This is a genomic window from Kribbella sp. NPDC048915 (assembly GCF_040649595.1).
In the GTDB taxonomy this organism is placed as follows: domain Bacteria; phylum Actinomycetota; class Actinomycetes; order Propionibacteriales; family Kribbellaceae; genus Kribbella.
This window is the reverse complement of record NZ_JBEZFT010000084.1, coordinates 1-18,982: the sequence shown is the minus strand read 5'-3', so window position 1 is coordinate 18,982 and position 18,982 is coordinate 1. Positions and strand designations below refer to the sequence as shown.

Annotated in this window: 19 protein-coding genes; 14 read left to right on the top strand and 5 right to left on the bottom strand. The window is 69.4% G+C overall.

What is annotated here, in order from left to right; translation table 11 throughout:
* The first annotated feature begins 61 nt into the window (after positions 1–61).
* A complete protein-coding gene (locus AB0B82_RS29675; protein WP_360175768.1) occupies positions 62–799 on the top strand; it encodes an SDR family oxidoreductase in 738 nt (245 codons plus the stop codon).
* Here the strand turns inward: AB0B82_RS29675 and AB0B82_RS29670 are convergent.
* Positions 781–2,022: an amidohydrolase family protein gene (locus AB0B82_RS29670; protein WP_360175765.1), complete on the bottom strand. Its 1,242-nt coding sequence runs from the start codon at positions 2,020–2,022 to the stop codon at positions 781–783. The two genes, AB0B82_RS29675 and AB0B82_RS29670, sit on opposite strands and share 19 nt — an antisense overlap.
* 57 nt (positions 2,023–2,079) lie before the next feature.
* Between AB0B82_RS29670 and AB0B82_RS29665 the strand changes: the two genes are divergently transcribed.
* The 6 genes from AB0B82_RS29665 to AB0B82_RS29640 are packed head-to-tail and all read left to right on the top strand — an operon-like array spanning position 2,080 to position 7,589.
* Positions 2,080–2,877: a MerR family transcriptional regulator gene (locus tag AB0B82_RS29665; RefSeq protein WP_360175763.1), complete on the top strand. Its 798-nt coding sequence runs from the start codon at positions 2,080–2,082 to the stop codon at positions 2,875–2,877.
* A gap of 10 nt (positions 2,878–2,887) precedes the next feature.
* A complete protein-coding gene (locus AB0B82_RS29660; RefSeq protein WP_360175760.1) occupies positions 2,888–3,835 on the top strand; it encodes an ATP-binding cassette domain-containing protein in 948 nt (315 codons plus the stop codon).
* A 1-nt stretch (position 3,836) separates the two neighbouring features.
* Positions 3,837–4,628 (top strand): ABC transporter permease, encoded by a 792-nt coding sequence (locus AB0B82_RS29655; RefSeq protein ID WP_360175757.1) that lies wholly within the window; start codon positions 3,837–3,839, stop codon positions 4,626–4,628.
* Positions 4,628–5,431 (top strand): ABC transporter permease, encoded by an 804-nt coding sequence (locus AB0B82_RS29650; protein WP_360175754.1) that lies wholly within the window; start codon positions 4,628–4,630, stop codon positions 5,429–5,431. Before AB0B82_RS29655 ends, AB0B82_RS29650 begins: the two co-directional genes overlap by 1 nt.
* Positions 5,432–5,470: 39 nt before the next feature.
* Entirely contained in the window at positions 5,471–6,589 is a 1,119-nt protein-coding gene (locus tag AB0B82_RS29645) for a hypothetical protein (protein ID WP_360175751.1), read from the top strand.
* Positions 6,590–6,635: 46 nt separating this feature from the next.
* Positions 6,636–7,589, top strand: a complete 954-nt coding sequence (locus tag AB0B82_RS29640; protein ID WP_360175748.1) for a hypothetical protein — start codon at positions 6,636–6,638, stop codon at positions 7,587–7,589.
* Positions 7,590–8,074: 485 nt separating this feature from the next.
* Here AB0B82_RS29640 and AB0B82_RS29635 read toward each other — a convergent pair whose 3' ends face one another.
* Positions 8,075–8,515, bottom strand: a complete 441-nt coding sequence (locus AB0B82_RS29635; RefSeq protein WP_360175745.1) for a MarR family transcriptional regulator — start codon at positions 8,513–8,515, stop codon at positions 8,075–8,077.
* Positions 8,516–8,603: 88 nt separating this feature from the next.
* Here AB0B82_RS29635 and AB0B82_RS29630 point away from each other — a divergent pair, with 88 nt between their 5' ends.
* A complete protein-coding gene (locus tag AB0B82_RS29630; RefSeq protein WP_360175742.1) occupies positions 8,604–10,103 on the top strand; it encodes an MFS transporter in 1,500 nt (499 codons plus the stop codon).
* Positions 10,104–10,249: 146 nt separating this feature from the next.
* The gene (locus AB0B82_RS29625; protein ID WP_360175739.1) at positions 10,250–11,341 is read left to right on the top strand and encodes a hypothetical protein; all 1,092 of its coding nucleotides are present in this window, start codon (positions 10,250–10,252) and stop codon (positions 11,339–11,341) included.
* A gap of 509 nt (positions 11,342–11,850) precedes the next feature.
* Here AB0B82_RS29625 and AB0B82_RS29620 read toward each other — a convergent pair.
* A complete protein-coding gene (locus tag AB0B82_RS29620; RefSeq protein ID WP_360175736.1) occupies positions 11,851–13,095 on the bottom strand; it encodes an MFS transporter in 1,245 nt (414 codons plus the stop codon).
* Between the two features lie 148 nt (positions 13,096–13,243).
* Between AB0B82_RS29620 and AB0B82_RS29615 the strand changes: the two genes are divergently transcribed.
* Entirely contained in the window at positions 13,244–14,221 is a 978-nt protein-coding gene (locus AB0B82_RS29615; RefSeq protein ID WP_360175733.1) for an ATP-binding cassette domain-containing protein, read from the top strand.
* Complete coding sequence (locus AB0B82_RS29610; protein ID WP_360175730.1) at positions 14,218–15,054, top strand: ABC transporter permease; 837 nt, start codon at positions 14,218–14,220, stop codon at positions 15,052–15,054. Before AB0B82_RS29615 ends, AB0B82_RS29610 begins: the two co-directional genes overlap by 4 nt.
* Positions 15,055–15,126: 72 nt before the next feature.
* On the opposite strand, the gene greA is transcribed toward AB0B82_RS29610, so the two are convergent.
* Positions 15,127–15,639 carry a transcription elongation factor GreA gene (gene greA / locus AB0B82_RS29605; protein ID WP_360175727.1) on the bottom strand — a complete coding sequence of 171 codons (513 nt, stop codon included), beginning with the start codon at positions 15,637–15,639 and terminating at the stop codon, positions 15,127–15,129.
* Between the two features lie 222 nt (positions 15,640–15,861).
* A complete protein-coding gene (locus AB0B82_RS29600) occupies positions 15,862–16,290 on the bottom strand; it encodes a DUF4307 domain-containing protein (protein WP_360175724.1) in 429 nt (142 codons plus the stop codon).
* A 58-nt stretch (positions 16,291–16,348) separates the two neighbouring features.
* Here AB0B82_RS29600 and mca point away from each other — a divergent pair, with 58 nt between their 5' ends.
* From mca to AB0B82_RS29585, 3 genes are all read left to right on the top strand, one after another.
* Entirely contained in the window at positions 16,349–17,212 is an 864-nt protein-coding gene (gene mca / locus AB0B82_RS29595; protein WP_360175721.1) for a mycothiol conjugate amidase Mca, read from the top strand.
* A 31-nt stretch (positions 17,213–17,243) separates the two neighbouring features.
* The gene (locus AB0B82_RS29590) at positions 17,244–17,573 is read left to right on the top strand and encodes a hypothetical protein (protein ID WP_360175718.1); all 330 of its coding nucleotides are present in this window, start codon (positions 17,244–17,246) and stop codon (positions 17,571–17,573) included.
* Positions 17,574–17,789: 216 nt separating this feature from the next.
* On the top strand, positions 17,790–18,743 hold the full coding sequence (locus tag AB0B82_RS29585) for a CopD family protein (RefSeq protein ID WP_360175715.1): 954 nt from the start codon (positions 17,790–17,792) through the stop codon (positions 18,741–18,743).
* Positions 18,744–18,982: the final 239 nt, after the last annotated feature.

Sequence of the window (18,982 nt, the reverse complement as noted above, 5' to 3'; positions counted from 1 at the left end):
CATTCTTGACGGCAGACAGCGGTGCCAGGCACGGGCAGCAGGCGGCAGGAAGGGTGGCGGCATGAGGCAGGTTGCGGTGGTGACCGGGGGTGGTTCCGGGCTGGGGCGGGAGATGGCTCTCGCGCTGGCGGGAGCGGGGTACGAGGTCTGGGTGACCGGGCGGACCGAAGAGCGGCTGAAGGAGACCGCTGCGGCGGCCGCCGACGCGGACGGTTCGGTGCGGTACGTCGTACTGGACGTGGCCGACGGTGCTGCCGTCCGCGAGTTCTTCGAAGGTCTCGAGCGGGTCGATGTGCTGGTGAACAACGCGGGCATCGGGTCGCCGGCCGCGCCGGTACAAGACGTCCTCGAGGAGGACTGGCGGCGGGTCGTCGACACCAACCTGACCGGGTCGTTCCTCTGCGCGCAGGCGGCGTACGCGCGGATGCTGCAGCAGGACCCGAAGGGCGGGCGGATCATCAACAACGGCTCGATCTCGGCGCACGTACCGCGGCCGCAGGGCATCGCCTACACGGCGAGCAAGCACGCGATCACCGGTCTGACCAAGAGCCTCGAGCTCGAAGGGCGGGCGCACGGCATCACCGCCTGCCAGATCGACATCGGCAACGCCACCACTCCGATGACCGCCCGGATGGCGCAGGGTGTGCTCCAACCGGACGGGTCGATCGCGGTCGAGCCGACGTTCGATCCGAGGATCGTCGCCGACTTCGTGGTGCGGATCGCGGACCTGCCGACGTCGGTCGCGGTCCCGACGATGACGGTGATGGCCGCGGGTATGCCCTACGTCGGCAGAGGCTGATCCCGGAAGGCTGCCAGGATCCGGGCGGTCGTCTCGCCGAGAAAGGCGATGCCCGCCTGCTCCCGCTCGGGGTCGGGTACGACGTGTTCGCCGGCCACCCAGGTCTCGCGGATCCGCTGAGTGGCGGTGATGTCGGTCAGCGGGTCGCCGTCGACCAGTAGCAGGTCAGCACGCGCACCGACCACCAGCCGTCCCCTGTCCGGCTGTCCGAACACCTCAGCGGGCGCACTGGTCGCTGCCACGACCGCCTCCCTCGGTGACAGGCCAGCGTGTACCAGGTGCACCAGCTCGCGGTGCAGGGACGCTCCGAACACCTGTCCGGGGTTGGGCGCGTCCGTACCGGCCAGCACGCGCGCACCGGCCCGGTGCAATGCCAGCGTGTTCGCGCGCGCCGCCGTACTGTCCGGAGGGCCTGGCGGCATCCACCGGCGCGACTGCTGCTCCAGCAGGTCACGCCACACATCGGGCAGGCGCTTGACCAGCTCTGTGTCGTCCAACAACGGCAGATGCCCAGTAGTAGGTGCGTTGAAGCCGTCCATCATCACGCCCAGCGTCGCAATGACAGCTACGTCGGCCACAGCTTCGACGTCGGCCGGCGACAACGGGTCGGACGGCACATGCGCGAGTACGTCGACGCCGCACTCGACAACTGTCACGGCGTCGGCAGCCTTCGACACATGCGCCACCACGAGCAGCCCGTGCTCGTGTGCCTCGTCGGTCAGCGCCTGGACGGTCGGCGCGTCGAGCGTTGGCAGGTTGAGCCCGATCCCGGACCCGTTGTCGTAGATCAGCTTGAGGTGGTCCGCGCCCTCGGCGATCCGTTCCGCGACGAACCGCCTCGCGTCCTGCGGACCGGAGACGTAGGGGATCGGCGGGTAGGCGATCGTCGGATGCCCACCAGGCGCCGTCGCGCCGATGCCCGACGTGCGGAACGTACTGCGCGGCGTCTCGCGCTCGATCACGTCCGGCATGCTGAACTGGTCGATCTGCGTGGTCACGCCGTACGTCGCGGCGAGCTGCGCGCACCCTGGCGCCAGGTGGATGTGCGCGTCGATCAGCCCGGGCAGGAGCGTCGTACCTGTCCCGTCGATGACGGTGTCGCCTGGCTGCGCAATCCCGGGACCACCGGTCGCCGTGATGCGGCCGCCCGCGACGCGGAGGCAGTCCGCGGGCAGCGTGGTCCCGGCGTCGACCACGCGGGTGTTGAGGATCGTGAATGCCATGTCACGGACGCTAAAGCCTGACGTAACGTCATACTCCAGTCTTTTGAGGGAGGTGCTGTGGAGCGGACGGTCAGCGAGGTGGCCCGGCTCGCCGGCGTCTCGGTGCGGACGCTGCGCCACTACGACGCCATCGGCCTGCTTCCACCGGGGCGCGTCGCAGCGAACGGCTACCGGTACTACGGCCGGGCGGAGCTGCTCCGGCTGCAGCGGATCCTGCTACTGCGCGAGCTCGGCGTACCGCTGCCAGGCATCGCGCGGATCCTGGACGAGCAGGAGGAAGAGGTGACCGCATTGGCCGGTCATCGCGAGCAGCTGCTTCAGGAGCGGCAGCGGCTGGACGCGGTGCTCGGTGCGATCGACCGGACGGTCGCCGCGCTGTCCGGAGACGAGACGGTGGTCGACGACGAGTTCTTCGCGGGGCTGTCGGCGGCGCGGTCGCGGTTGCGGGACGACCTGGCGGAGCGCTACGGCGAAGGCGCGGCCGAGGGCTTCGAGAAGGCAGTACGGGAGACAGCGGGCTGGACTCGCGAGGACTACGAGCGCCTGGGTGACGAGGGGCGTCGGCTGTTGCTGCGGATGGCCGCGGCGCGCGATCGCGGCGTACAACCGGATTCGCCGGAGGGACTCGAGCTGATCGAGCTGCACTACCAAGGCGTCCTGGAGCTGTGGCCGGCCACGCCGTCGTCGTACTACGGGCTCGCGGATCTGATCGTGGACAACGCCGATCAGCGGGCGATCGTCGAGCTGGTCGACCGGGACCTGCCCGAGTGGCTGGCCGCGGGCATCCGGGCGTACGCGATGCAGCGCCTCGGGTACCGGCAAAACAACGGGCAAACTGTCCGGCGCGCCGTCTAGTGTCAGTGGGGTGAGCGAGCAGCGGGAGTCTCTGGTCCACGTCCGCGGGCTGCGTAAGTCGTACGGCGACTTCGAAGCGGTCCGGGGGATCGACCTGGATGTCTGGCCGGGGGAGGCGTTCGGCTTCCTCGGGCCGAACGGCGCGGGCAAGTCGTCGACGATGCGGATGATCGGGGCGGTCTCACCGACCAGCGGCGGCACGTTGCGCATCCTCGGCATGGATCCGGCCACCGACGGTCCGGCGATCCGCGCCCGGCTCGGCGTGTGCCCGCAGGACGACACGCTGGACACCGAGCTCAGCGTCCGGGAGAACCTCACGATCTACGGGCGGTACTTCGGGCTCAGCCGCGCCGAGTGTCGCAGCCGCGCCGACGAGCTGCTCGAGTTCGTGGCGCTGACCGACAAGGCGAAGGTCAAGGTCGACGAGCTGTCCGGCGGCATGAAGCGCCGGCTGACGATCGCCCGCTCGCTGGTCAGCAAACCCGACCTGCTGCTGCTCGACGAGCCGACCACCGGTCTGGATCCGCAGGCCCGGCATCTGCTGTGGGACAAGCTGTTCCGGCTCAAACAGGCCGGCGTCACGCTGATCATCACCACCCACTACATGGACGAGGCGGAGCAGCTGTGCGACCGGCTCGTGGTGATGGACGGCGGGCTGATCGCCGCCGAAGGCTCGCCGACCGAGCTGATTCGTGACTACTCGACCCGTGAGGTGACCGAGCTGCGCTTCGGTCCGGACGTGATGCTCGCCGATCACGACGCGCTGGCCGGCAAGGTGGAGGACCTTGCGCAGCGCATCGAGGTGCTGCCGGACCGCCTGCTGCTCTACACCGACGACGGTGAGCGGGCCGTGGCGGCCGTCCACGAGCGCGGGCTGCAGCCGGCCGCGGTGCTGGTACGGCGCTCCACGCTCGAGGACGTGTTCTTGCGGCTGACCGGCCGGACGTTGGTGGACTGACATGAGTGCACCCGCGGTAGCGCTGGAGAACGGTCGCCGGATGTTCGACTACTGGCTGACCGTCTACAAGCGGACCTGGAAGGGCACGGTGATCAGCAGCTTCCTGCTGCCGATGCTCTACCTGGCCGCGATGGGGATCGGCCTCGGTTCGTTCGTCGACAGCAACGGCACCGGTGCGCTCGGCGGCGTCAGCTACCTGCAGTTCATCGCGCCCGGCTTGCTCGCGGCCACCGCGCTGCAGATCGCCGTCGGCGAGGCGACGTACCCGGTGATGAGCGGACTGAAGTGGCAGAAGTTCTACCACTCGATGATCGCGACGCCGCTGCGGCCGGCCGATGTGGTCTACGGGCAGCTCGGGTTCATCGCGTTCCGGGTGTTCACGTCGTGCACGGTGTTCCTGGTGATCATCGCACTGTTCGGCGGGCTGCGATCGCCGCTCGGGGTGCTCGGGCTGCCGGTCGCGCTGCTGGTCGGGATGGCCGTCGCGAGTCCGATCGCGGCGTTCGCGACGACCTTGGACAACGACTCCGGTTTCGCGATGGTGTTCCGGTTCGGGGTGGTGCCGGCCTTCCTGTTCTCCGGGGCGTTCTTCCCGGTCTCCCAGCTGCCGAACTGGATCGAGTGGCTCGCCTATGTGAGCCCGCTGTGGCACGCCGTCGACCTGGCTCGCAGCCTGAGCCTGGGCACGGTGACACCGTGGCTGGCCCTGGTCAACGTCGTCTACCTGCTGGCTTGGTTCTGCGTCGGCGCTTGGCTCGCCGTCCGCGGCTTCACGAAAAGGCTGGTCGGCTGATGGCGACCATTGCGGCGCGAGTGGTGCCCGTCCCGGTGCGGCTGGGTGGTGGGCGGCACGTCGTCGAGCGGAACTTCCTGCTCTACCGGCGGTCCTGGGTGGTGTTCCTGTCCGGGTTCTTCGAGCCGGTGTTCTACCTGCTGTCGATCGGGGTCGGCGTCGCGCACCTGGTCGGCGACTTCACGCTCGCGGACGGGTCGACGATCGCGTACGCCGCGTTCGTCGCGCCGGCGATGCTCGCGAGTTCCGCGATGAACGGTGCGATCTTCGACTCGACGTACAACATCTTCTTCCGGATGAAGTACGCCAAGCTGTACGACTCGATGCTCGCGACACCGCTGCGGCCGTGGGACGTGGCGACCGGTGAGGTGACCTGGGCGCTGCTGCGCGGCGCGATCTACTCGGCGATGTTCATCGTGGTGATGCTGCCGCTCGGGCTGGTCGAGTCGTGGTGGGCGGTGCTCGCGCTGCCGGCCTCGGTGCTGATCGGGTTCGCGTTCGCCGGGGCGGGGATGGCGCTGACGACGTTCATGCGCAGCTGGCAGGACTTCGAGTTCGTGCAGCTGGCGATCATGCCGATGTTCCTGTTCTCGGCCACGTTCTACCCGGTCGAGACCTACCCGGAGGCGATCCGCTGGCTGGTCGAGATCACCCCGCTCTACCAGGGCGTGGTCCTGGCGCGCGCCTTCAGCACGGGCAACGTCGGCTGGTTCCTGGTGATCCCCGCGCTCTACCTGGCCGCCATGGGCACCCTCGGCATGTACGTCGCCTCGCGCCGCCTCGGCAAACTCCTGCTCAAGTAGCTGGGAACCGTAGCGCCGCGTCGCACCGTCGGAGCAGGCATGACTGACATGTCCTTCCGCGACCTCGTCCGGGCTCCGAAGGTCGAGTTGCCCGGCGGGCCGCGGCGCTGGGTGGACTCGTCGTTCCAGCTGCTCACCGACCACTTCGGTACGTCGGCGTTGCGCCGGCCCGTCGTCGTACCGCGGGCTTTCGTGCCGGCGGCGTACGACGGGTCGGAGGCGGCCGCGCTGGACGTGTGCCGGCGGGTGAGCGAGCGGATGGGGATCCCGTCCGAGCGGATCCGGTTCAGCTTCCGGCTGGAGCGGGTCGTCGAGGCGGGACAGTTGCTCGCGGCCACGATAGCCGACGCGTACGTCGCCCGCTCGCTGCCGGCCTTCCGCGGCGCCCGCGCGGAGGACGTCGCCGCCGTACGGACGTACTCACGCATGCTCGGCGCCGCGGTGGACGACCGCTTCGAAGAGCTGCTGGCCGAGTGCGGTGCCCAGGAGCACGAGGCCGAGGCGGACCTGCCGGACGACGGGCTGCTGCCCGAGATCCAGCGCTTCGCGTTCCTCGACTTCCTCACCGAGCTGGTCCGCTGCCGTGAACTCGCGGCCGAGCCGGACCCCGGGCGCCGGGCCGAACTCGAGCAGCGGTCCGCCCGGCCCGATCCCGCGACTGCCGGGCGCGAGGCCTCCCGCGCCGGCCGCTGGACCGACCTGACCTACTGCCTCCCCGGTGTCGAACTGCTGCCCGGCCACACCGCCGTAATGCTCGGCTCCGGCCTGCTCGCCGACCCGACCGTGCTGGTCGCGGCGGTATCACACGAACTCGGCCACCAGGTCCTGATGTCGTCGACCGTTCCGGGCGGCGCCGGTGCGCTGCGCGAACCGTTGACCGACCTGTACGCCGTACTGCACGGCTTCGGGATCGCGCACGCCAACGCCGCGCTCGACGAGACCACACTCGGTACCCCGACCGTGGAAACTTTCGGCTACCTCGGCGAGCGCGCCGTCGCCGAAGCGCTGGCGCTGTACCGCTTCCGGCAGCATCATCTGGTCCGCGACGGGCCGCTGCTCCCGGAGTGGCATCAAGCACTCGACCCGGAGCCGCGGGCGCGCTTCGTGGCCCGCCTCGACGAGCTGATCGGAGGTCCGCCGACCGTCCTCGGGTGGTGATCAGAATCGATGGAACGGACGGCCGCGCGGCTGCGTCAGTGCGGGTATGAATCTGATCGGCGCGTGGCGGCGCCGGCTCCATGAGCGCGAGTTGCTGTACGGACCGAAGGTCCTGCTGCCCGGTGGCCCGGAGCGGTGGATCGAGGACTCACTGGACTGGCTGATCGCACGGTTCGGCATCGAGCCGCTGCGCCGGCCGCCGGTCGTACCGAGCCGGTTCGTCCCGGCCGGTTACGACGGATCGGAGCGCGCGGCCCGCGACCTGGGTCTGAAGGTTTGCGCGTGGATGGAGATCCCCGACGACCGGATCCGGTTCAGCTTCCGGCTGGAGGAGGTCCGTGCGGCCGCCCGCAGCGCCGCCGTTCCGGGGCCGCAGGCAACGATGACGTCGGCCGAGGTGAACGCACTGCGGAACGCCGGTTTCGCGGCCGAGATCGACGTCCTCGCCGAGCGTCAACTGCAGAACGAGCAGGAGCTGGCCGACAGCGAGGCGCGCGCTGCCTGGCTCGATCTGCGCCCGGGTGGTCAGCAGGCGACCGCGGTGTTGCTCTCGGCAAGCATGATGGCGGATCCGGCCGCGGTCGTCGCGGCCACCGCCCACGAGCTCGGCCACGAGGTGCTGTCGGGATACCACTTCATCGACCCTGCCCGCCCGGATGCCGAGGCGCTGGCCGACCTGTTCGCGGTGTTTCACGGCTTCGGTGTCTTCCTGGCGAACCAAGCCGTCGAACGCATCCCGATGCGAGTGGTCGACCGTCTGGCCGCGCGCATCGCCGGCCGGTCGACGCTGCAGCGGCTCGGTTATCTGGGCGAGCGCGGTGCCGCCGACGCGCTGGCGTCGTACCTGTTCCGTCGGCACCTGCTCTGGCCGCAGTCGATCCTGCCCTCGATGCCGCCCGAGCTCGACCGCGCCGTACGACTGCGGACCTTCGCTCGCCTCGCCACCCTGGTCAAGGAGGACGAGATCGCCGCCATCCAGGACGGCGCCCCGCTGCGCTGACCGCCGCTCGGGACGAGGGGACGCCACCCATCGAGGCTGCGCGGCGAACTACATGATTGATGCGCGGCCCGAAGGTGTGCACGCTCGACAGTTAGTGTGGTGTGGGGCGGGTGTGTTCGGTTCCTGGTTCACGCTCAGCGGTGGCCCCTGGTACGGGAGACGTCCTGTCGACCTGACACGCGCCAAGCGCCAAGCGCCGCACGCCACGCGTCACGCGTCACGCGTCACGCGTCACGCGTCTGAGCGTCCTCGGCTCCATCACCGCCTACGACCCACCGAATCCAGACCAGGCCGTGCATCCATCATCTAGGAGACTTTTGCCCCCATAACGTGCGAAAACCCTCCGACGTCGTGGCGAAAGCTCTCCTAGGAGGATTTTGCGCCGGAGCGTGAGCAGCGGGTGTCGGCGAGCACGCTCGTACTGCGGGTGGGATGTGCTCGTACCGCGGGTGGGATGTGTTCGCACCGCGGGTGGTCGCGGTGACTTACGGCAGGATGGTGGTGGGCTCGCAGGTCTTGCCGAGCGGGGCGTGCAGGCGCTCGGCGAGCACTTGGCGCTGGGTCGGCTGGGCCTCGGTCTGGCGGCGGAGGCCCTCGTCGGTGAGCCGTACGTTGATCGCCCGCCGGTCCTCGGGGCACATGTGGCGCTCGACCAGGCCGGCGCTCTCCAGGCGGCCGATCACGCGAGACAGCGCGCTCTGGCTCAGATGCACGGACTTGGCGATCGTGGCGACCTTCGCGGACTGCTCCGGCAGTTCGGCCAGCCGCTCGAGCACCTCGTACTCACTCATCCCGAGTGAGTGGCGGGTTTGCAGCGCCCGATCGAGCGCGCAGGTGAGATCCGCGTGCCGGGCCAGCAGCTCACGCCATTCGCGGACATCGGCGGTGGTCTCACCAGGTCCACCGCTGACCTTCGTAGCGGTCATGTCGCCGACCATAGCATGCACACGCATTCTATGCAAACGCATTTAATGCCTAGACATTAGATGCACGTGCATGCAATAGTCTCTCCTCGTGACCGAAACAACGCACACCACATCACCGGCCCGCATGAACTGGGACGCGCGCCTTTGGGGCGCACTTCTGGTGGTCTGCGGCGTGATCTTCCTCGACGGCCTGGACGTCTCGATGGTCGGCATGTCGCTGCCGTCGATCGGCGCCGACCTGGGCGTCTCGCTCGCTTCTCTGCAGTGGGTCGTGACCGGCTACGTGCTCGGGTACGGCGGCCTGCTGCTGCTCGGCGGGCGGACCGCCGACCTGCTCGGCCGGCGCCGGGTCTTCCTGATCGCGCTGGCCGTGTTCGCCGTCGTCTCGATGCTGAGCTCGCTCGCGAGCAACCCCGAACTGCTCATTGCCGCGCGGTTCGTGAAGGGCGTCGCCGCCGCGTTCACCGCCCCGGCCGCGCTCTCGATCATCACCACGACCTTCCACGAGGGACCGGATCGCAACCGCGCCCTCAGTATCTTCACCACCTGCGCCGCCAGCGGCTTCTCGATGGGCCTCATCCTCGGCGGCGCGCTGACCGAGGTCGGCTGGCGCTGGACCTTCCTGATGCCTGGCCCGGTCGCCCTGATCGTGCTGCTGTTCGGCATCAAGCTGATCCCGAACAGCTCGCGTGACGACTCCGCCGGCGGATACGACATCCCCGGTGCGGTCACCGTCACCGCCGGCATGCTGGCGCTGGTCTACGCGGTCGTCGGCGCCGAACACGCCGGGTGGGCCTCGTTCCAGACCATCGGTCTGTTCGTACTGGCCGCCGTACTGCTGGCCGGCTTTGTCGCGATCGAGCAGCGCGCCAAGCACCCGCTGGTCCGGCTCGGCATCCTGCGCAACGCTTCGCTGCGGCGCGCGAACCTGGCCATCCTGACCGTCTTCGGTTCGTACGTCGCCTTCCAGCTGATCGGCACCATGTACCTGCAGAACCTGCTCGGCTGGTCGTCCTTCGAGACCGCGCTCGGCTTCCTGCCGGCCGGCCTGCTGGTCGCCACGCTGTCCCCGAACGTCGGCAAGGTCGTCGACCGCGTCGGCACCGAACCGATGATCATCGCCGCGATGGGGCTGTTCGTCGCCGGGTATGCCCTGTCGCTGCGGATCGGCCCGGAGTCGGCGTACTTCTCGACCGTGTTCCCGACCATCATGCTGCTCGGTCTCGGGTTCGCGATCGGCTTCCCGGCGCTGAACATCCAGGCCGTGTCCGGCGTACCGGACCACGAGCAGGGACTCGCCTCCGGGCTGTTCAACACCTCGAACCAGGTCGGCGGCGCGGTGGTCCTCGCGATCGTCACCGCGGTGATCAGCAGCCAGACCGTCGGCGTCACCGCGTCGGCCGGCGTGCTGTCGGCGTACAAGTCTGGCCTCGGGGTGGTCACCGGCATCGCGGCGCTCGGTCTGGTGATCGCGCTCACCGGTCTGCGGGGTCTCCGGGCCCGGCGGGCAGCGGAGGAACGCGAGGCCGAGGAACTGGCCGCCGTCCAGGACGAGCTGGCCAAGGAAGAGATGACGCCTGCCGCCTGAGCACGACCTGCTTGACAACAACCAGCCTCCCGGGCTGTTGCTGATATGAGAACGCGGTGGTGCGGGCCTCCTTCGGGGGTTCGCACCATCGCTTTTCGGGGGATTCCCCGATTGGTTTCGACCCGGCGGGGTGCTGGACTGGGGGCATGAGCAACCAGAGCTATGACGAGAAGGTCAAGGGCATCCTCGACCGGGTCGCCAAGGGGCACCTGTCCACCGAGGAGGCCGCCACGCTGATCGCCGCCCTCAAGACCGAGCCGTCCGCGGGGGACGCGGCTACCGCAGCGGGCGGGGAAGCTCCGGTTGCCGACGGTGCGCCCGAGGCCCGGCCGTCCGAGGGGCAGCTGTCCGCGGGCGCCGCGTCCGACCGGCCCTGGCCGACGGGGGAGGACGTACCGTCGCCGTCTGTTTGGGCGGACGCGGTCGATTCGCCGACTGGTGAGTCTGCGGTCGACGCCGGCGCCCAGCCTGGTGCCGAACCTGCCGCCACGCCCGCGGCGGAGCCTGCGTCGGAGCCCGTGGTCGCGCCGGCCGCGGACGTCGTGACCGGGGAGGCCGTGCTCGAGGAGGCCGAGCCGGTTGAAGAGCAGCACAGCAACGTGCCGATCCCGTCCGGGGTCCAGCGAGTGACGGTCCGCGCAATCGGTCGCCGGGTCCGGCTGATCGGTGAGCCGGCCGTGAACGGCGTCGCCGTCGACGGCCCGCACGTCATCAAGCGCGACGGTGACACGCTCGCGATCAGCAGCGAGGGCGACATGGGGGTTTCGATCGACGGGTTCAGCATGCTGCGCAACCCGACCGACCTGAAGGCGCACGTCAACGGTCTCGCCAAGGAACTGTCGATCCGCGTCAACCCGAACCTCGCCGTCGAGGTCGAGGTCACCGGCGGCAGCGTGAACGCCGAGCGCCTGCCCGGTCTCAGCCGGGTCCGCGTCACCGCCGGTACGGCGAAGGTCACCGACGTCGACGGCCCGATCGACGTCCTCGTCCAGGCCGGCTCCGCGAACCTGGACGCCCAGCTCACCAAGGGCCGCTCCCGCGTCCGCGTCGAGTCCGGTACGGCGCAGGTCGCGCTCCGCCGCGGCTCCGACGTCAAGGTCCACACCGAGGCCCAACTCGGCCGCGTCACCTGGACCGGCGCCGTGTCCGGCCAGTCCAAGGACGTCGAGATCGGCCGCGGCCGCGCCGCCCTCGACGTCGAGGTCCTGGTCGGAACCGCCCAAATCGCCACCGACTGAGCCCTCACCACGTCAACCCGCGTACGCCGTACCCCCGGCAACCTCGCCTCCCGACCTGAAGGGTCGCCTCCTGAGGCGGAGGGTCGCCCACTCAAATTTCGCCGGGCAACCCTCCAGATGAACGGGCAACCCTCCAGATGAACGGGCAACCCTCCAGATGAACGGGCAACCCTCCAGTTGAGTGGGCAACCCTTCAGTTGAGTGGGCAACCCTTCAGTTGAGTGGGCAACCCTTCAGTTGAGTGGGCAACCCTTCAGTTGCCGGGGACTCCGCGGTACGGCGTCCGGTCGAGCTGGCTGCTGCCAGAGGCGTCGGGTTGCCCATCGAGGTGGAGGGTTGCCCACTCAAATTTTCGCTGGGCAACCCTTCAGATGAACGGGCAACCCTCCTGGCCGACGGGCAACCCTCCGGCCGGACCCCGGCGACCCTCCGGCCGGACCGGCGACCCTCCGGGCGGACGGGCAACCCTCCAGGTGAATGGGCAACCACGCTGATTGCCGGCGGGGCGATCAGGCGGGTCGGCGCGGCGCGGTGACGGACGGGAGGGGCAGGGCTTTGTGGCGGAGTGGGGACAAGTACAGGAACGCGTTGCCGGCCAGGGCTCCGGCGCCGGCGATCCACAAGGTGGCGTGCAGTCCGAAGAGTGTGCCCAGCGCGCCGCCCAGCAGGCTGCCGATGGGTGCGGCGCCCCAGCTGACGAAGCTCATCGTGGCACTCACCCGCCCCTGCAGCTCCGGCGGGCACAGTCGCTGCCGCAGGCTCACCTGCAGGATGTAGCTGACGATGATGGCGAACCCGGCCAGCAGCGTGCCGATGACGTACCAGCTCACCATCCACCCCGGCGCCGTCAGTGCCTGGACGAGGAACGCCACCCCGACCCCCGTCGACGACAACAGCAGCGTGCGCGGATCGCCGTACCGCTGGCTGAGCTTCTCGGTGACGCCGGAGGCGACGATCGCGCCGAGCAGGCCGATCATGCTGAGCAGACCGATGGTCGCCGGTTGCAGATGTACGCCGCGGACCAGGTAGACGATGATGATCGCGTTCGAGGCGGCCTGGAAGAGCATGGTCGTCGTTGTGGTGAGCGCGACCGGCCGCAGGACCGGATGCGTGAAGACGTACCGCATGCCTTCGCCGATCTCGCGGCGCAGGTTCGGCCGCTCGGGCTTGGGCGGTGCGGGTTCCGGCGCGCGGATCGAGCGCAGCCAGAACGCCGACCACAGGAAGCTGAGTGCGTCGATTCCGATTGTCACCGCGGCACCGATCCATTGGACAAGGACGCCGCCTGCGCCGGCACCGACCACCGCTGCGATCGAGTGGTTCGCTGCGAGCTTGGCGTTGCCCGGTAGCAGGCGGTCCCGGTCGAGCAGGCGCGGCAAGTACGAGTTGTGCGCGACGTCGTACAGCACGGTGAGGACGCCGACGGGGATCAGCACGGCGTACACCTGAGCCAGCGTGAGTACGTCGAACCACCACGCGATCGGGATCGACGCGAGCAGCAGCGCGCGGAACAGGTCGGTGTACACGAGGACCGGGCGGCAGCGGATGCGGTCGGCCCAGGCACCGGCGAACAGACCGAGCGCGAGCCAGGCCGCCGTCTCGCAGGTGCGCAGCAGCGAGACCTGGAAGGTCGACGCGTTCAGGGTCAGGACCGCGAGCAGGGGGATCGCGCCCATGGTCAGGCGGGAGCCGAGCTGGCTGAGCAGGTCGGCGGCCCACAGACGGCGGAAATCCGGATGGCTGAGGATGCCCATTCCGCGACCGTAGACGGCACCTTGAGTCCTGTCGACTCAAGTATCAACAAAGTTGAGTCGGAGAGACTCAATTTAATTTTCGAGTGAAACTGTCGGCGGTGTCGGGCACCATGGTGGCCTGCGTCACATCCAGAAGGGGGATGCGCGAATGGGTGCAATCGAGGCAACGGGCCTCGTGAAGACATTCAAAGGCCGCAAGACGACGGTCAAGGCGCTCGACGGCATCGACCTCGACGTGCCGGAAGGGACGGTGCTCGGCCTGCTCGGGCCGAACGGTGCAGGCAAGACCACCACGGTTCGGGTGCTGACCACGCTGATGAAGCCGGACGCCGGCAGCGCCCGGGTGCTCGGCCACGACGTGGTGGCCGAGGCGGACACGGTCCGGTCGCTGGTCGGGCTGTCGGGGCAGTACGCCGCCGTCGACGAACTGCTCACCGGCCGGGAGAATCTGTGGATGTTCGGCCGGCTGTACCGGCTGTCCAGCCGGCAGGCGAAGGAGCGGGCCGATGAGCTGCTCGAGACGTTCGACCTGACCGAGGCGGCGGACCGGACCCTGAAGACGTATTCGGGGGGCATGCGGCGCCGCCTCGACCTCGCCGGGTCGCTGATCGCCCACCCGCAGGTGCTCTTCCTGGACGAGCCGACGACCGGGCTGGACCCGCGCTCGCGGCTCGATCTGTGGCAGATCATCCGCGACCGGGTGCGCGAGGGCGTCACGATCCTGCTCACCACACAGTACCTGGAAGAGGCCGACGAGCTGGCCGACAGCATCGCGGTCGTCGACCACGGCTCGGTGATCGCCCGCGGTACGGCAGACGAGCTCAAGGCCAAGGTCGGCGGCGAGCGGATCGAGGTCGTGGTGCACGATCCGGCCGACGTCACCCGGGCGCACGACCTGCTCACCCAGGCGCTCGGGGTGGTGGAGCCGGACGCGGCGACGCTCGAGGAGCACACCCGCCGGATCACCGTCCCCGCGCCCGGTGGGTCGAGTTCGCTGGTCGAGGTGATCCGGACGCTGGACACCGCCGGGATCCGGATCGCCGACATCGGGCTGCGCCGCCCGACGCTGGACGACGTGTTCCTCACCCTGACCGGGCACGAGGCCGAAGAGAAGGAGTCGCTGTGAGTGTGCAGGTGCCCACCCGGGTGAACCCGATCGCCCGGGCGTTGTCGGACGCCGGGATCCTCGCCTGGCGGAACCTGAAGCGGATCCCGCGGACACCGGACATGCTGATCTACGCGACCATCCAGCCGATCATGTTCGTGCTGCTGTTCGCCTACGTGTTCGGCAACGCGATCCCGATTCCGGGCTTCCCGGGCGCGCGGGCGTACCGGGAGTTCCTGATGGCCGGGATCTTCGCCCAGACGATGGCCTTCGCGGTCGCGTCGGCGAGCGTCGGTCTCGCCGACGACATGTCGAAGGGGCTCATCGACCGCTTCCGGTCGCTGCCGATGGCGAGATCCGGGGTGATCTCCGGCCGGGTGGTCGGCGACCTGGTGTTCAACGCGTTCGTGATGCTGGTGATGGTGCTGTGCGGGTTCGTCGTCGGCTGGCGCTGGCACAACGGGTTCGGCCAGGCGCTCGCCGCCTTCGGCATCCTGTTGCTGTTCGCGTTCGCGATGCTGTGGGTCGGGGCGCTGATCGGCCTGTCGGTCGGCGGCCCTGAGGTGGCGGCGTCGGCCGGGCTGATCTGGCTGTTCCCGCTGACGTTCCTGTCGAACGCCTTCGTCCCGACGCCGAACCTGCCGAGCGGCCTGCAACCGGTCGCCGAGTGGAACCCGATCTCGTCGATCGTGGCCGCCTGCCGGCACCTGTTCGGCAACCCGTCACCGTTCGCCAGCCCGGACGGCTTCCCGGCCCGCCACCCGGTCTGGCTGTCGCTGATCTGGTGCGCGGTGATCATCGCGGTGTTCGCGCCGCTCGCGGTCCGTAAGTACCGCAGCGCGACCGGCCGCTGACGCCGTCGGCCCGCCAAGTACGAAGCGCCCCGGTGGGGGTTCCCACCGGGGCGCTTCGGAAGCTTGGTGGGGTCAGCCGGTGAACGGCTCCGCGGCGACGATCTCGACGGTCACGTCCTTGCCGTTCGGGGCCTCGTAGGAGGCCTTCTGGCCCTTCTTCTTGCCGAGGATCGCGGCGCCCAGCGGAGACTGCGGCGAGTACACGTCGATGTCGACCGACGAGTCCAGGGCGAGCAACTCACGCGAGCCGAGCAGGAACGTCTCGACGTCGTCGTCGCCGGCGAACTTGATCGACACCTTCATCCCGGGCTCGACCACGCCGTCGTCCTTCGGCGTCTCACCGACCCGGGCACGGCGCAGCATGTCCTCCAGCTGCCGGATCCGGGCCTCGATCTTGCCTTGCTCGTCCTTCGCGGCGTGGTAGCCGCCGTTCTCCTTGAGGTCGCCCTCGTCCCTGGCTTCGCTGATGCGCCGGGTGATCTCGGCACGGGCCGGGCCCTTGAGGTGCTCGAGCTCGGACACCAGCTTGTCGTAACCGTCCTGCGTCAGCCAGACAACGCTGTCTTCGTCGATCCTCTGCGTCACGGGCTGCTCCTTGTGTCGGTTGGGATGGGCAGGAAAATACTGCTGGCCGCCGTCGTCGACGGCGACCATTGCTTCGAGCGTAGCAAGAGACCGGCGATCACGCAGGCTCTGACCTGGACCGGAATCCCCTGGTAAACGCTTGCTCGCCGCCTGATTCGCCGATCCGGCCAGGGATTCCGGTAATCGGATGCCACCGGGCCTGATCGACGGGCCGTACTCGGGTCAGCGCGCGCGGTGCTGGTCGGCGGTGGTGCAGCCGACGAGAACGACCGAGGTGGCGGAGCGTTGCGTTGTCAGCGTGACCGGGAGGACGTGCTGACGGGGTGCGTCCGCGGGGACGGTGACCGTGACCTCGCCGACGATCGAGAAGTCCGCCGCCTTGGCCTGCAGCCGGCAGCTCGCCTCGACGGACTTGCTGCGGTCGACCTTCACCGTGGCCTTCGCGCTGGTGGGGGAGACGATCTCGAAGCCCTGCAGTTGCGAGGTGACCGGCGGATTCGACTGCACCCACGCGGCCCAGATCAGCCAGGCCAGACCGGCCAGGACGACGACGCCGACGCCGGCGATCAGCAACGGCCGCCGCGACCGTCCGGGCCTGCCGTAGCGGGCGTTCAGGTCGGAGGTCGGACTGGCGGCAGAGTGCTCGGTCACGGGGTGTCCAGGGGGTCGGTCGTGGGTTTTCGCGGGTGTTGGAGGACCATTGTGTCTTGTGAGTGGAGATCTTCGGTTGTTGCATGTGCACGCCCACCCGGACGACGAGTCGAGCAAAGGAGCCGCGTCGACCGCCCGGTACGTCGCCGAGGGCGTGGAGGTGATGGTCGCCACGTGTACCGGAGGGGAACGCGGATCGATCCTGAATCCGAAGATGGACCGCCCCGAGGTGCTGGCGAACATCACCGAGATCCGCCGCAAGGAGATGGACGCGGCCCGCGAGATCCTCGGGATCCGCCAGGAGTGGCTCGGCTGGGTGGACTCCGGTTTCCCGGAGGGCGACCCGCTGCCGCCGCTGCCGGAGGGTTGCTTCGCGGCGCAGAAGGTCGAGGACGCCGCCGCCCCGCTGGTGAAACTGATCCGCGAATTCCGCCCGCAGGTGGTCACGACGTACGACGAGAACGGCGGCTACCCGCATCCGGACCACGTGATGTGCCACCAGATCAGCGTCGCGGCGTTCGAGGCCGCCGGTGACAAGGACGCCTACCCGGAGCTGGGCGAGCCGTGGCAGCCGCTGAAGCTGTACTACCACCACACGTTCCACTACGAGCGGATGAAGGCGCTCCACGACGCGATGGTCGAGCGCGGCCTCGAATCGCCGTACGCCGAGCGTCTGAAGGACTGGAAGCCGGACCCGGAGAACGAGCGCCGCATCACCACCCGCGTCGAGTGCGCGCAGTACTTCGAGGTCCGGGATCGGGCGCTGCTCGCGCACGCGACCCAGATCGACCCGGACGGACCCTGGTTCGCCGTCCCGCTGGAGGTGCACCAGGCGGCCTGGCCGACCGAGGACTACGAGCTCGCGCGGAGCCTGGTCGAGTCGGAGCTGCCCGAGGACGATCTGTTCGCGGGGCTGCGCTGACGGGCGGCGCGGACAATGAGAGAATGGTGGCGTGACAGCGATGATCTCCCTTCAGACGGCCGAGATCGACCCCAACGTCGTGAAGCCGGGGTGGGGCGCGCTGTTCATCGTGCTCGCACTCGGTGCCGCCACAGTGCTGCTGTGGCGGAACATGGCCAAACAGTTGAAGCGCATCGACGTGGACCACGTTGGTGTGGACGTCCCAGCACGGTCCGACGACCCAGCGAATCCGGACGGCTCGCCGTCCCCGGACGACGCTGCGGAGCCGAAGACCTCTGGCTCGAAATCGACGACGGATCAGGCGACGACTGCGGCGACGAGTGAGGCGGCGGGCGACCGCGACAGACACGCGGAGCACTGACTCCGTCTCGTTGCGGTCACCGTTCGGCCGAGGTTCGGTGTGACCCGGGAAGACCGGGTCACGAGATGGTGTCGGACTGGGCAGCCCAGCTACGGCTGACCCTATAGTGAGCCGCGTGCTGATTGGTGCCCCTGACCGGTCCCCGCGGTGACCGCGACCCGCGCCGCCCGGCACCGCATGCCCGGACGTCTGGTTGCGGGTGGGGCGGGTGCTGTCGTGGTGGCCTCGGTAGGGCTGGTGGTCGCGTTGTTCGCGGCCGACAGCGCGCCGCAGGACATCGGTGGAATCGGTGGTCCGGGTGCGTTCGTCGCCTGGCTGCTGCCGTTGCTGCGGATGGTTTCGATGCTGGCCACGGTCGGCTGTGCCGGCGCGCTGCTCGCGGCGGTGGTGCTGCGGCTCGAGGGCGGACCGCTCGGTGTACAGGGTCGGCGTGCGGTCCGCGACGCGAGCAACTCGGCGTACATCTGGGCTGTGTGCGCCTTCGCGGGCGCCGTGGTGACGGCGTCGCTGATGCTGAACACCCGCGTCCGGCTGCTCTACCTCCGTCTCGACGACGCCCTCGGCGTACCCGAGGTGAAGGCCCTGCTGATCACCGGCATCCTCGTCCTCGCGCTGGCGATCGGCATTCGCCGGGTGCAAACCTCCTCGGCCGCGGGGCTCGGCGTCCTGGTCGCGATCGCGGCGCTCGTCCCGACCGCGGTCACGGCGTACCCGAGGAACGAGTCGTACGTCGTCCTCGCCGGCGCGGCCCTCGTCATCCACGTGATCGCCGCGACCACCTGGATCGGCGGCCTCGCGGGCCTGGTCCGCTACGGCCGGGCAAGCCGCGCCGGGCTGCCGATCGTGCTGGAGCGGTATGGCCAGGTCGCGGTCATCTCGTCGATCGCCCTCGTCCTCAGCGGCCTGCTCTCCGGCGCCGGCCGCCTCGCCGCGCAGGCAGGCGGCTGGGCATCGATCCCCGAAGCGCTCCTCGACGACGCGTACGGCGCCCTCCTGCTCACGAAGGTCGTCGCTTTCGCCCTCCTGCTCGCCCTCGCGGCCCTGCACCGAGCGCGCTCCACCCCCGACCTCCGCACCACGAACCACACCTTCTGGCGAGTGGTCACGGTAGAACTCGTCGTCATGGCTCTGACCATCGGCCTCTCCGTAGCCCTCTCCCAAACCACCTGACCGAAGCGAACTGCGTGCACACGACTCGGTCGGCCGCTGAGTGGGCGCGGGGGCCGGCCATCTGACTCCGACGCCGGGGAAACGCGGCTCTTGATCGATCCGTGGGTGGGTCTGGGCGGCCGAGTCGTCGCCCGCGCTGTACGACCGCGCTGTACGACCGCGCGCGTTCCCGCGCGGTGGGTTTACCCATCGTGTTGTGGGTTCCTGACCCGTGTGAAGGGTGCGGAACCCACAACACC

Coding starts and splice junctions, on each gene's coding strand:
- AB0B82_RS29675 (WP_360175768.1), top strand. CDS start 62: ATGAGGCAGGTTGCGGTGGTGACCGGGGGTGGTTCCGGGCTGGGGCGG.
- AB0B82_RS29670 (WP_360175765.1), bottom strand. CDS start 2,022: ATGGCATTCACGATCCTCAACACCCGCGTGGTCGACGCCGGGACCACG.
- AB0B82_RS29655 (WP_360175757.1), top strand. CDS start 3,837: ATGAGTGCACCCGCGGTAGCGCTGGAGAACGGTCGCCGGATGTTCGAC.
- AB0B82_RS29650 (WP_360175754.1), top strand. CDS start 4,628: ATGGCGACCATTGCGGCGCGAGTGGTGCCCGTCCCGGTGCGGCTGGGT.
- AB0B82_RS29645 (WP_360175751.1), top strand. CDS start 5,471: ATGACTGACATGTCCTTCCGCGACCTCGTCCGGGCTCCGAAGGTCGAG.
- AB0B82_RS29640 (WP_360175748.1), top strand. CDS start 6,636: ATGAATCTGATCGGCGCGTGGCGGCGCCGGCTCCATGAGCGCGAGTTG.
- AB0B82_RS29635 (WP_360175745.1), bottom strand. CDS start 8,515: ATGACCGCTACGAAGGTCAGCGGTGGACCTGGTGAGACCACCGCCGAT.
- AB0B82_RS29625 (WP_360175739.1), top strand. CDS start 10,250: ATGAGCAACCAGAGCTATGACGAGAAGGTCAAGGGCATCCTCGACCGG.
- AB0B82_RS29620 (WP_360175736.1), bottom strand. CDS start 13,095: ATGGGCATCCTCAGCCATCCGGATTTCCGCCGTCTGTGGGCCGCCGAC.
- AB0B82_RS29615 (WP_360175733.1), top strand. CDS start 13,244: ATGGGTGCAATCGAGGCAACGGGCCTCGTGAAGACATTCAAAGGCCGC.